Here is a 12,764-nt window from a genome sequence, read left to right as displayed (position 1 = left end):
AAATGAAAGTATACACAAAAACAGGCGATAAAGGAACAACGGCTCTTTTTGGAGGCACGCGCGTTCCTAAAGATCACATACGAATTGACAGTTATGGAACTGTTGACGAATTGAACTCCTATATAGGACTCATTCGTGATCAGGAAATGGATTCACATTATAAAACGATTTTAATCGAAATTCAGGACCGTTTATTTACCGTAGGCGCAATTTTAGCAACTCCCGCAGAAAAAGAAGTCTTGAAAAACGGTGAACTCAGATTAAAAAATCTTGGGATCATAGATACTGATATCGAATTATTAGAAAACGAAATTGACAAAATGGAAGAAAGCCTTCCGCAAATGACTCATTTTGTTTTGCCTGGAGGACATCCAACTGTGTCACATTGTCATATTGCCCGTTGCATTTGTCGTCGCGCAGAGCGGCTGGCAGTACATTTAAGTCACAATGAACATGTTCCGGAAATCGCAATCATGTACTTAAACCGACTTTCTGACTACCTTTTTGTCTTGGCACGGAAGTTGTCGTCAGACTTAAAAGCGGAGGAAGTGAAATGGATTCCCAGAAAATAAATTTTCTGCTAATTCCAATTTTTTGAAATCCCAAATTCCAAAGAAAAAAATAAAATTCTTTGAATTTTAAAACAATTACAAGCTTTCAAGGTATTGAAATTTGGAATTATTTTTTTTGGATTAACACACTCTAATAATAGAGATTTCAGCTTCTTTTTTGGAATTTGGAGTTTAAATATTGGAATTTAACAAGAGACGTTCTTAAATTTTATTAAAATAAATCAAATTTTACTTGTCTTTTTCAGTAAAAAATTTATTTTTGCACAAACTAAACAGATAACAGATGTATTGGACATTAGAATTAGCATCTTATTTAAGTGATGCGCCATGGCCTGCTAACAAAGATGAACTTATAGACTACGCCATTAGAGCTGGTGCTCCATTAGAAGTAGTAGAAAACCTTCAGTCAATTGAAGACGAAGGAGAGATATATGAATCAATGGAAGAAATTTGGCCTGATTATCCAACAGACGAAGATTATCTTTGGAACGAGGATGAATATTAAAAAATAAACCAAAGAAAAAAGTCTCATCACAGAGGCTTTTTTTTTGGTTCAAATACACATTTACATAAAAAATAGAAATACCATAAATCATGAGTTTCATAAACAGTATTATAAAAGTCTTTGTAGGTGATAAGTCACAGAAAGATGTCAAAGCTTTACAGCCCTATTTAACTAAAATTAAAACATTCGAAACCAGCTTAATGAGTTTGTCTCACGACGAATTGAGAGCCAGAACCGCATATTTTAAAGAAAAAATAAAAGAAGCCAGAGCGGATAAAGATGCTAAAATTGCTGCGCTTAAAGCGGAAGTAGAAAACATTGAAGACATCGACAAAAGAGAAGATCTTTATGATGCTATAGATTCTCTTGAAAAAGAGGCTTATGAAATTTCAGAAAACACTTTATTAGAAATTCTTCCTGAAGCTTTTTCTGTTGTTAAAGAAACTGCTCGTCGTTTTAAAGACAATTCTTTTATTGAAGTTACTGCAACTCCAAAAGACAGAGAATTTTCAGCTTCAAAAACGTATATCACTATTGACGGTGATAAAGCAGTTTGGGCAAACAAATGGAATGCTGCCGGTAAAGAAATTACGTGGGACATGATTCATTATGATGTTCAGTTAATTGGTGGTATGGTTTTGCACGAAGGTAAAGTTGCCGAAATGCAAACAGGTGAAGGTAAAACTTTGGTTGCAACACTTCCACTTTACTTAAACGCCTTGACAGGAAACGGAGTTCACTTAGTAACTGTGAATGATTATCTTGCAAAACGTGATAGTACATGGAAAGCACCATTATTCGAATTTCATGGTTTAACTGTTGATTGTATTGATAATCACCAGCCAAGCACAGAGCAAAGAAAAAAAGCATACGACGCTGATATCACTTACGGAACCAATAATGAATTTGGTTTTGACTATTTGAGAGATAACATGGCACATTCTCCAGGAGATTTAGTGCAAAGAAAACACAATTATGCAATCGTCGATGAGGTCGATTCAGTATTAATTGATGATGCAAGAACACCACTTATTATTTCAGGACCAGTTCCGCAAGGAGATCGTCATGAATTTAATGAGTTGAAACCAAAAATCGAAAACTTAGTAGCACAACAACGTCAGTTAGCAAATGGATTTTTATCAGAAGCTAAAAGATTAATCAAAGAAGGAAACACTAAAGAAGGTGGTTTCTTATTATTGAGAGCTTACAGAAGTTTACCTAGAAATAAAGCATTAATTAAATTTTTGAGTGAAGAAGGAATCAAACAATTGCTTCAAAAAACTGAAAATCAATACATGCAGGATAACAATCGCGAAATGCATAAAGTTGATGAAGCTTTGTATTTTGTAATTGAAGAAAAAAATAATCAGGTTGAATTAACTGATAATGGTATTCAATACCTTTCAGGAGATACAGATCCGGACTTTTTTGTACTTCCGGATATTGGAACTGAAATTGCTGCTATCGAAAAACAAAAACTGGATAAAGATGGTGAAGCAGAAGCTAAAGAAAAATTATTTCAGGATTTTGGAGTAAAAAGCGAGCGTATTCACACCCTTACTCAGCTTTTAAAAGCGTATGCTCTTTTTGAAAAAGACGTAGAATACGTGATCATGGACAACAAAATTATGATTGTCGATGAACAAACAGGTCGTATCATGGATGGCCGTCGTTATTCTGACGGATTACACCAGGCGATTGAAGCTAAGGAAAATGTAAAAATCGAAGCTGCTACACAAACTTTTGCAACGGTTACATTACAGAATTATTTCAGAATGTACAGCAAATTAGGTGGTATGACAGGAACAGCAGTTACAGAAGCTGGAGAGTTATGGCAGATCTATAAATTAGACGTAGTTGAAATCCCAACAAACCGTGCTATGTTGAGACAAGACAAAGAAGATTATATCTACAAAACTACACGTGAGAAATTCAACGCTGTAATTGAAGATGTGACTGAATTATCAAATGCAGGAAGACCAGTTTTAATTGGAACAACTTCTGTAGAGATTTCAGAATTATTAAGCCGAATGTTGAAAATGAGAGGCGTTACACATAACGTTTTGAATGCTAAAATGCACAAACAAGAAGCTCAGATTGTAGAAGAAGCAGGTAAAGCCGGAGTTGTAACTATTGCAACAAACATGGCTGGTCGTGGTACGGATATTAAATTATCTCCAGAAGTAAAAGCCGCAGGAGGTTTAGCAATTGTGGGTACAGAACGTCATGATTCACGTCGTGTTGACAGACAGTTACGTGGTCGTGCAGGACGTCAGGGAGATCCGGGAAGTTCTCAGTTTTATGTTTCTCTTGAAGATAACCTAATGCGTTTATTTGGTTCTGAAAGAGTGGCTAAAGTAATGGACAGAATGGGACTTCAGGAAGGTGAAGTTATCCAGCATTCAATGATGACTAAATCTATCGAGCGTGCTCAGAAAAAAGTAGAAGAAAACAACTTTGGTGTTCGTAAACGTTTATTAGAATATGATGACGTTATGAACTCTCAACGTGAAGTAGTTTACAAACGTCGTCGTCATGCATTATTTGGTGAGCGTTTGAAACTGGATATCGCGAATATGTTATATGACACTTGCGAATTAATTGTAAGTCAAACTAAACCGGTTAACGATTTCAAGAATTTCGAATTTGATTTGATTCGTTACTTCTCAATCACTTCTCCAATTTCTGAGGCTGATTTTTCAAAATTATCTGATATTGAAATTACAGGAAGAATTTACAAAGAAACTTTAGCTTTCTATACAGAAAAAACGGAAAGAAGCGCAAGAGAAGCTTTCCCAATCATACAAGGAGTTTACGAAGAACCAAACAATCATTTTGAACGCATTGTAGTTCCATTTACAGATGGAATCAAAACGTTGAATGTTGTTACAGATTTGAAAAAAGCGTATGAGAGCGAAGGTGCTCAATTAATTGCTGATTTTGAAAAAAACATCACATTGTCTATTGTTGATGAAGCCTGGAAAAAACATTTACGTAAAATGGACGAATTGAAACAATCAGTTCAATTAGCCGTTCACGAACAAAAAGATCCATTGCTTATTTACAAATTAGAAGCTTTTAATTTGTTTAGAGGAATGTTAGATAATGTTAATAAAGAAGTTATTTCATTCTTATTCAAAGGTGATTTACCAGCTCAAAACGTTCCTGAAATTCACGAAGCAAAAGAAGTTCGTCAAAAAGAAAACTTCAAATTAAGCAAAGACGAAATCGTAAACAGCGAAGACATCAACCGCGAAGCCGGAGAAACACAACAACGTCAGGTTACAGAAACCATTGTGAGAGATAATCCGAAAATCAATCGTAATGATACCGTAACAGTTCAGGAAGTTGCAACCGGTAAAACAGAAACAATGAAATTCAAAAAAGCAGAAACTCTTTTAGCTTCAGGAGCTTGGGTTATTATTAAAGAATAATTAGATCAAGAATTAGACCCGACAGGTTTTTAAAACCTGTCGGGTTTCTTATCAAAAATCCCAAATTACAAATTGTAGTTTGGGATTTTTTTATGTTAAATGACAAAAATCATAATATTTAAAAATAATAAAATGTATTTTTGCTATTGAAATAACGAAATTTACTTTTGAAGAAGTTTTTTATCATATTACTTTCCTGTATGCTATTAGTGCCATCATTTGGCAACTTCTTTGTTTACACTTCATTCAAATTAAATCAGGACGAAATTTCAAAAACCATTTGTGTACAACGCAAAATGCTTTACAATACTTGTAACGGTCGATGTGAACTTCAAAAAAGTTTAAAAAAATATGCCGATAACGAAAAGAAAATGCAAAACAACCTGAAAGAAAAATCAGAAGTTGTTTACATTCAAAATACAATCACACCAACATTCAAATTAGTAGCTTCAATAACTTCTAAAGCAAAACTTTTTGCCACTTTAGACGACAAACCAATTTCGGTTTCGATTGCGACATTCCGTCCTCCATCCTATTTTATATAATTTTTTAAATCGCATTTCAATTTCTTATTGAAATGAATATTTCATTGTTACTAAACAATGAAATCGTGTTTACGCACATCCAAAATTTAAAATTTCAATTATATAAAATTCATAAAAATGAAAAATACTTTATACAAAGCATTTGCTATTGCAGCAATTTCTATAGCAATAAGTTCATGTTCAAACGACGATAATAAAAATGATGTCTCAGGATCAGGAAGTTTAGTTCTGGAATATGACAACGGTTTTGGCGCAAACGATTTGATTTTAAACACACAGGGAAACACAACTTCTAACAACGAAGTATTAAAAATAAGCCTCGTAAAATATATCATCAGCAATGTAGTTTTAACAAAAGCTGACGGAACAATTTTTACCTACCCAAAAAGCAAAAGCTACTTTATTGCAGACGAAAGTTCAGCAGACGGACACGAATTTAAACTTACAGATATTCCTGCCGGAGATTACGTAAAAGTAAAATACGGAATTGGAGTTGATGAAGAACAATGGAAATTAGGCGCTGCCGGACAAGGTGATTTCCTGGCAAAAGCTAATGATGCAGGAATGTTGTGGACTTGGGCAGCTGGCTACAAATTCTTTGCTTTAGAAGGTACTTTTACATCGCCAACCGTTACTAATCCAACTCCTTTTATGATTCATACCGGTAAAACCGGAACCGATTATAATTATACTGAAGTGACGCTTGATTTACCCACAAAAGCATTGGTTCGTACTACAATTACGCCAACAATTCATTTCAAGATCGATTTATCTAAAGTCATTGATGGAACCAATAAAATCAAACTTTCAGACAATAACGCTGGCGGAATGGGCGCTATGATTATGGGCGGCGCGAACTTACCGCTTATTACTCAAAACATTTCAACAATGTTCAAAGTAGACCACGTACATAACGACTAATTTTATTTTCAGGAGCATAAAGTTTCGGTTTTACAAGAACCAAAGTCCCGCTATCCGCTATATCTTATGTGGCTCCCGAAGCCTCGGGACCGCCACAAAAGGATATCGCTTCTATCGGGGCTATGAAAGAAACTTTTGTACTTCTAAAAACCCAAAGAGCATCACAACAAGAAAATTTTAATCTCATGCAATTTGTGCAAATTCGTGCAATTCGTGGCAAAAAAAATACATTGTCTTGCTTTTTTAATTTAAAAAAATCATGCTGAAAATAAAATATTTTCTATGGCTGATGATTCCGTTGTTATGGAGTTGTTCTGATCAGGACGATGAATATGTAAACATTCCTTTAGAATTTACAGTTCCGGCAAACTTTCCTGATTTAGCATACAATATTGCACAGAATCCGCCAACCGAAAAAGGTTTTGAATTGGGCAAAAAACTTTTCTACGACGGGCGTTTAGCGTCAGACGGAATAGTTTCCTGTGGCTTTTGTCACATTCAAGCCAACGCGTTTACACATCACGGACATACTGTAAGTCATGGCGTAGACAATGCGCAAGGAACAAGAAACACTCCATCGATACAGAATCTGGCGTATCAAACTACATTTATGTACGACGGCGCCGCAGATCATTTAGATTTGCAGCCTATAATTCCGTTGACGAATGTTGTAGAAATGAACGGCAATTTGAATAACATCTTAAAAATGATGAAAGCCGATAAGGATTATCAAAAACTATTTGGACAAGCTTTTGATGACGGCGCAATTACAAGCGAAAATATGCTGAGAGCACTTTCGCAATTTATGGTTATGGTTACTTCGTCTAACTCCAGATTTGACAAATACAGACGTAACGAAACTGGCGGAACTTTGACAAGTGATGAATTGGCAGGTTACGATTTATTCAAATCAAAATGCGCTTCTTGTCATGCAACAGATTTACAAACTGATAATTCCTTTCGCAACAATGGTCTGGCCGTAAACCCAATGGTTAATGATGTTGGACGTTACAGACTAACAGAACTTGCTGCCGATTATTACAAATTTAAAGTGCCAAGTTTAAGAAATGTAGAGGTTTCCGGACCTTATATGCACGACGGAAGATTTGGAAGTTTAGAAGGAGTTCTCGATCATTATGCAAGCGGAATCGAAAACTCGGCAACTCTTGATCCTATCTTAAAACAAAATGGAAAATTAGGAATTGTACTTTCTGAAACGGATAAAAAACAAATCATAGCTTTCCTGAAAACGTTGACAGATAATCAATATTTAACTGATAAACGTTTCTCAGAATTTTGACAGGATAATTTAAAAAAAGGTTACAGGCTTCAATAAAGTGGGTTTAAGCCTTGACAAAGTATATTAGCAAAGTTTGTCATTTCGAGGAACGAGAAATCTTCGTGAGAAGCTCGACAAAGATTGACAATTTTAGAAACGGAGTTACTTGCGAAGATTTCTCGTTCCTCGAAATGACAAGATTGTGTTATCAAGAGTAGCAAAAAATAAAATTATAATAAAAACTGGAGTCCTAGCCCCGATTGAAGTGGAAAGCCTTTTTGAAAAAAGACCTTATTTTTCCTGAGTTTATAGAGCGACCGGAGGAAGCTTTGTAAACTTATAGAAAAATGGGATTTTGAAAAAAGTTTGAAACGGAAAGCGAGATCAGCTCCTAAAAAAAATGAAAATGAAAAAAATAATAGTAATGTTTGCTCTTTTGGTTGGTTCATCAGCCTTTAGTTTTACAGTAAAAGATAGTATTTCTGCCTTTACTTTTCAGCGTTTGGCAATGATGGAAGATTTTGACTGCGATGCTTGCGGATGTTCGGCAAGTGGCGGAAGTATGGGTTTTGGTTCTATGCTGAATAATAATTTTGTTGGCTTGAGGTATCTTAAACAAAGCTACACGAGCCGCGACGGAATCTTTGCCAATTCGCCGTGGATTGACGAAAATTTTAATACTATTCAGGCTTGGGCGCGAATTCCGGTTACGGAGAAAATTCAGATTTCGGCATTGGTTCCGTATCATTTTAACGAAAGAAAATTAACTGCCGGAACCGAAGACATTTCTGGTTTGGGAGATATTACCGTGATGGCTTTGTACACGGTTTTTGAAACAAAAAAAGACAGCACATTTTTAACGCATAAAATAAATCTTGGCGGAGGAGTTAAGATTCCAACAGGAAAATTTACTGAAGCCAATAATTTAGGAAGTGTAAACCAGAGTTTTCAATTAGGAACCGGAAGTTGGGATTTTCCCGTGATTTCTGAATATGTGATCAAACATAAAAATCTGGGTTTAAACACGACTCTAAATTATATTTTTAAAACTGAAAACAGTAAAAATTACCAATACGGAGATCAGTTTAATTATTCAGGAACCTTCTTTTATTTGTTTGATTTAAAATCAGTTCAAATAGTTCCGCAAGCTGGTTTGGCGGGTGAAGTTTATCAAACTAACAAACAATATAATCTGGATTTACCCAATACGGCAGGAGATATTTTGTTTAGCAAATTTGGTATTGAAGCCGGAAAAGACAAGTTTTCGGTTGGGTTAAACGTGATGTTGCCTATCAATCAAAATTTATCAAGCGGCAATATGGAATCTAATTACAGATGGAGCGTGAACCTGAATTATACTTTATAATAAATTATCAGTATTCTAACAATCACGTTGAATAATGTCATCCCTAATTGCAAAAGTGATTAGGGATTTTTTATATTTGACGGATATTAATACGCGAAATATAAATTGAAAAATAACCTTTGGCTTTCCTTACGATTACTTTGGATAATTTGTTTTAGTTACTTTTTCATATTAATGATTAAAATAACCTGGCAATATATTCCGTTCAGGAATGATGTGGCTTTTCTTCAAATAAAACAAACTGAGGTTAATCAGATTCCGTTTTACTATCCTATTTTTTATACGCATGTTTATACGGCAATATTTGTTTTACTTGCCGGATTTTTTCAATTAAGCCCTTCTTTCCTAAAGAAATTTCCTGTCGCACATAGAAATATTGGTAAATTTTATGTTTTTGTAGTTCTCTTTTTAAGCGCGCCTTCGGGTTTGTTTATTGGGCTTTTTGCTAATGGCGGATTGTATGCTAAAATGTCATTTGTTACTTTATCAATTCTATGGTTTTATTTTACGCTCAAAGGTTTTACATCCATAAAAAATAAAAATATTGCCCAACATAAGGCGTTTATGTTACGAAGTTTTGCTTTAACTTTTTCTGCAATTACCTTACGCTTTTGGAAGGTAATTCTTGTATATTTGTTTCATCCTGCGCCAATGGATTTGTATCAAATCATCGCTTGGTTGGGTTGGATTCCTAATTTATTAATCATTGAATATTACCTTTATAACCAATTAAAAAAATGAAGAAACTTTTTTGTTTGTCACTCCTTGTTATCCTTATTTCCTGTAAAAAAGATAAAATCGCAACAGATAAAGCCGAACCACAAGAAAAAGAAATTTTAACTGAACTTTACGGTTCCTGGGTGGGAGATTTTATTGTAAAAGAGCGTGATACGACCAAGGATTTGGGCGAAATGTACAGCAATAAAATTAATATCGTGATTAAAAAAATAACCGAAAACAAAGTTATTGGTCAAAGTATTGTTGCTGGAAACAACCGACCTCTTGAAGGAAAAATGACTAAAACCGGAAATACAATTCACTTTATACTTAACGAACCGGGTGATGATAAAAATGATGGCGTTTTTGATTTTGAGATCAAGGACAATAAAGTAATGACAGGAATTTGGATTGCCAATAATCATAAAAAAGAAGTCACTGAAAGAAGTTTTGAACTTACTAAAAAAGATTTTAAATACGATCCTACTGTAATGCTTTCTGAAGATCAAAACTTTATTGATTATGAAAATCCGAAAGAACAAAAAGTTAAAATTGAAGACGAGGACAATGAGGATAATGGAGAAGAATATAGCGAAACCACTTATAGGGTAGCTTCTGAACTTGTATATACTATAAATTCGTCTACTCAAAAATTGAAAGAATCAGATATAAAAAATCTGAAGAAAATTGATTTAGAAATTCTTAGAAATACAATCTTCGCGAGACACGGACTCACTTTTAAAACAAAAACAGTTCGTCAATTTTTTAATGGAGCTGAATGGTATATCCCAATTTCAAGTAATGTAAATAGTGAATTAACATCTACAGAAAAACAAAACATAGCGATATTGAAACGTTTTGAAAAATATGCTGAGGATAATTATGATTCTTTTGGAAGATAGATTTATAAATCTTATTCTTTTTAGTGACTTGATCCTGCAAGGTTTCCAAAACCTTGTAGGTTTAAATTATAAGTATGATCCAGAATACCTACAAGGTTTTGGAAACCTTGCAGGAATAGTTATTTAGGATTTTCTTCGTAGTATCTTGCTTCGATTCGGTTGATGTCTTTAATCGAATTCTTAGCCCAATCTAAACGTTTTTCCAGAATTTCTTCATCGGATAAGTGCCAGTTGATATCAGAATTTTGTAATCTATTTGTTAAGTTTTGAATTATGATTGCGGCAGAAACTGAGATATTTAAACTCTCTGTAAAACCAACCATTGGAATTTTAAGAAAACCATCCGCTTTTTCGAGAATTTCTTCTGGTAATCCGTCTCTTTCTGTGCCAAAAAATAATGCGCTTGGTTTTGTAATATCGAAATCTTCCAGTAAACAATCATTTTCGTGAGGCGTTGTCGCAATAATTTGATAACCCTGATCTTTTAAAGTAGAAATACAATTAGTAACGGAATCAAACTGATTGATATCTACCCATTTTTGAGCGCCCATTGCAATTTCTTTATCGATTTTTTTTCCGTAACGCTGTTCGATGACATTGAGTTCCTGAATTCCAAAAACCTCGCAACTACGCATTACAGCACTTGTATTATGCATTTGAAAAACATCTTCAACAACAATTGTAAAATGTTTCGTTCGGTTTCCCAATACTTTTAAAAATTTCTCTTTACGGTTATCTGTCAATATATTTTCAAGGAAAGCGAGGTAATCTAAATCAATCATTTTGTATGTATTTGTCGCAAAAATACATTTTAAATAAAATAGAAAGAAACATTAGCCAGCATTTTCAATATTCTAAAATTCGATAAGCGCATTGTTTAATTTTTCATGCAGCGCATTAACTTGTTCAAAATCTATTTGTAGAGATTCCTCTTTAAAAAAATCACCTTTAAAAACGGCGTTTCCATCTTTAGAATGTTTATTCAGACGCTCATACATTTTTTCCAATTCATCATTATGATAATCAACATTAATAAAGGATATGAATTTTTCAATCACATTTTTCATTCCATCATTATAATTGAGTTTTGTCACATTTTGATCGCTTTCATAAAAATCCAGAAAACCCTGAAAATATTTTTCTAAAACCAAAGCTCTGTATTGCTGAAAACTAATTTCGTCAATTTCCTGAGCCGAAATTCCAAAAATATCAGACGGCAAAACATTAGGAACCATGTGCATTCCTGCCATTTTTTGATGTGATTTTAAAACCTCAATTGGGTTTCTGTAAAGTAATGCAAAAGGAATTTCTGGGAAAATTGATCTCAAATAATCGGCCTTAAAAATGTGCCACGCATCAAGTTTTATAATCAGATTCTTTTGTTCAGGAAATCTTTTTTGTCCCATTAATGCAATAACAGCTTTTAAAAGTTCTGCCTTTTTTTCTGAATTAAATTTATCACTTCTTAAAATTTCATCGATAATTGGCGCTTCGGATATCATGATATTTTCTGAAGAAGTTGCTAACGATTGACTTAACATTGTAGAACCACATCGCGAAACATGAAATACTAATGATTTTAATTCTGTCGAAATTAATTCCTGAGACCAATCTATCAAATTTTCAACCGTACTAACTATTTTAAAGGATTGCGAATTATAAGCATGGCTTTTACATTTTGAAATTGTTTCATCAAAAAATGGTTCAGCATATTTTATATCTGCCAAATAAATCCATTCAAAATAAATGTCGTTATCTTTTTCAATTAACTTATAAGGAATCCAATTTGAAAGTGGATGATTTATATTTTCCATTTAATATGTTATTTTGCAAGTAAATCTGCTATAACTTTAGCATTAATCTCTGATGGATTTCTGGAAAGCTCAGCAATAATTTGTTGTTTGACTTCATCTGAATATTGTTCTTTTTTTGAAGAATAATGGATATCAAAACCCATTTCTGCAAATAATTTATCAGACCAATCGTTTCTAATACAATCAATTGTAAGATGAATTCGCGGTTCTGAACTTTTATTTTCAACGCTGTGAACAAGCTGAAAATTAGCATACCAACATTCGCCCGTTTTCATAGGAACACGTTTTTTATCGACATAAAAAAATACTTCATCGTTCGTAATAATAGGAATATGAATCCTGAAAAAACCATCTTCGTATGATGTATCATTATCAACATGTTCTTTTATTTCGCTTTCTGGTCCTAATCGAAGCAATCGTACTGCTTCTTTTTCACATTCAAACCAATCCATAATTTCTCGAAAATATTGGCAACGATCAAGCAGGTTTGTATTTTTATATTCCCTATTTGCAAAAGATGTAATATCGTTTATAAGGCCGGATTGTGATCTTAAGGAAACACTTGTCCAATCTCCTTCATAACGACCTGTATTAAAATGTGGTGTCCATAAATCATTTTCGCATATTGCGAGTTCTTTTTGTAATTTATCTATGGAAAAAGAAATTGGAAGCTTGCTTGAAGATGGATTCATGCTTTTAAAAAAATTAA

General features: G+C 33.7%; 12 protein-coding genes. 9 read left to right on the top strand and 3 right to left on the bottom strand.

The genetic code is table 11. From position 1 onward, the window contains the following. Window positions 1–2: 2 nt before the first annotated feature. From ACHZDT_RS18965 to ACHZDT_RS18925, 9 genes are all read left to right on the top strand, one after another. Entirely contained in the window at window positions 3–572 is a 570-nt protein-coding gene (locus ACHZDT_RS18965) for a cob(I)yrinic acid a,c-diamide adenosyltransferase (protein ID WP_394776263.1), read from the top strand. Between the two features lie 283 nt (window positions 573–855). Further along, complete coding sequence (locus ACHZDT_RS18960) at window positions 856–1,077, top strand: DUF2795 domain-containing protein (RefSeq protein ID WP_007138072.1); 222 nt, start codon at window positions 856–858, stop codon at window positions 1,075–1,077. Between the two features lie 89 nt (window positions 1,078–1,166). Beyond that, window positions 1,167–4,511, top strand: a complete 3,345-nt coding sequence (secA, locus tag ACHZDT_RS18955) for a preprotein translocase subunit SecA (RefSeq protein WP_394776262.1) — start codon at window positions 1,167–1,169, stop codon at window positions 4,509–4,511. Between the two features lie 167 nt (window positions 4,512–4,678). After that, window positions 4,679–5,056, top strand: a complete 378-nt coding sequence (locus tag ACHZDT_RS18950; RefSeq protein ID WP_394776261.1) for a hypothetical protein — start codon at window positions 4,679–4,681, stop codon at window positions 5,054–5,056. 117 nt (window positions 5,057–5,173) lie between these two features. Beyond that, entirely contained in the window at window positions 5,174–5,977 is an 804-nt protein-coding gene (locus tag ACHZDT_RS18945; RefSeq protein WP_394776260.1) for an MbnP family protein, read from the top strand. 259 nt (window positions 5,978–6,236) lie between these two features. Next, a complete protein-coding gene (locus ACHZDT_RS18940; RefSeq protein WP_394776259.1) occupies window positions 6,237–7,277 on the top strand; it encodes a cytochrome-c peroxidase in 1,041 nt (346 codons plus the stop codon). Window positions 7,278–7,662: 385 nt separating this feature from the next. Beyond that, the gene (locus ACHZDT_RS18935) at window positions 7,663–8,622 is read left to right on the top strand and encodes a transporter (protein ID WP_394776258.1); all 960 of its coding nucleotides are present in this window, start codon (window positions 7,663–7,665) and stop codon (window positions 8,620–8,622) included. Between the two features lie 174 nt (window positions 8,623–8,796). After that, window positions 8,797–9,363, top strand: a complete 567-nt coding sequence (locus ACHZDT_RS18930; protein ID WP_394776256.1) for a DUF2306 domain-containing protein — start codon at window positions 8,797–8,799, stop codon at window positions 9,361–9,363. After that, a complete protein-coding gene (locus tag ACHZDT_RS18925) occupies window positions 9,360–10,241 on the top strand; it encodes a YARHG domain-containing protein (RefSeq protein WP_394776255.1) in 882 nt (293 codons plus the stop codon). Before ACHZDT_RS18930 ends, ACHZDT_RS18925 begins: the two co-directional genes overlap by 4 nt. Window positions 10,242–10,360: 119 nt before the next feature. Here the strand turns inward: ACHZDT_RS18925 and ACHZDT_RS18920 are convergent, their stop codons facing one another. From ACHZDT_RS18920 to ACHZDT_RS18910, 3 genes are all read right to left on the bottom strand, one after another. Next, complete coding sequence (locus ACHZDT_RS18920) at window positions 10,361–11,023, bottom strand: TrmH family RNA methyltransferase (protein WP_394776254.1); 663 nt, start codon at window positions 11,021–11,023, stop codon at window positions 10,361–10,363. Between the two features lie 72 nt (window positions 11,024–11,095). Then, a complete protein-coding gene (locus ACHZDT_RS18915) occupies window positions 11,096–12,055 on the bottom strand; it encodes a sulfotransferase family protein (protein WP_394776252.1) in 960 nt (319 codons plus the stop codon). Between the two features lie 8 nt (window positions 12,056–12,063). Continuing rightward, window positions 12,064–12,747 (bottom strand): aspartyl/asparaginyl beta-hydroxylase domain-containing protein, encoded by a 684-nt coding sequence (locus tag ACHZDT_RS18910; RefSeq protein WP_394776251.1) that lies wholly within the window; start codon window positions 12,745–12,747, stop codon window positions 12,064–12,066. Window positions 12,748–12,764: the final 17 nt, after the last annotated feature.

Source organism: Flavobacterium sp. (genome assembly GCF_043722275.1).
GTDB lineage: Bacteria > Bacteroidota > Bacteroidia > Flavobacteriales > Flavobacteriaceae > Flavobacterium.
This window is presented reverse-complemented; position numbering and strand designations above follow the sequence as displayed.

Bases quoted from the DNA above. Each gene is read 5' to 3' on its own strand.
- ACHZDT_RS18965 (WP_394776263.1), top strand. From the start codon at position 3: ATGAAAGTATACACAAAAACAGGCGATAAAGGAACAACGGCTCTTTTT.
- ACHZDT_RS18925 (WP_394776255.1), top strand. From the start codon at position 9,360: ATGAAGAAACTTTTTTGTTTGTCACTCCTTGTTATCCTTATTTCCTGT.
- secA (WP_394776262.1), top strand. From the start codon at position 1,167: ATGAGTTTCATAAACAGTATTATAAAAGTCTTTGTAGGTGATAAGTCA.
- ACHZDT_RS18935 (WP_394776258.1), top strand. From the start codon at position 7,663: ATGAAAAAAATAATAGTAATGTTTGCTCTTTTGGTTGGTTCATCAGCC.
- ACHZDT_RS18960 (WP_007138072.1), top strand. From the start codon at position 856: ATGTATTGGACATTAGAATTAGCATCTTATTTAAGTGATGCGCCATGG.
- ACHZDT_RS18930 (WP_394776256.1), top strand. From the start codon at position 8,797: ATGATTAAAATAACCTGGCAATATATTCCGTTCAGGAATGATGTGGCT.
- ACHZDT_RS18940 (WP_394776259.1), top strand. From the start codon at position 6,237: ATGCTGAAAATAAAATATTTTCTATGGCTGATGATTCCGTTGTTATGG.
- ACHZDT_RS18920 (WP_394776254.1), bottom strand. From the start codon at position 11,023: ATGATTGATTTAGATTACCTCGCTTTCCTTGAAAATATATTGACAGAT.
- ACHZDT_RS18910 (WP_394776251.1), bottom strand. From the start codon at position 12,747: ATGAATCCATCTTCAAGCAAGCTTCCAATTTCTTTTTCCATAGATAAA.
- ACHZDT_RS18945 (WP_394776260.1), top strand. From the start codon at position 5,174: ATGAAAAATACTTTATACAAAGCATTTGCTATTGCAGCAATTTCTATA.
- ACHZDT_RS18915 (WP_394776252.1), bottom strand. From the start codon at position 12,055: ATGGAAAATATAAATCATCCACTTTCAAATTGGATTCCTTATAAGTTA.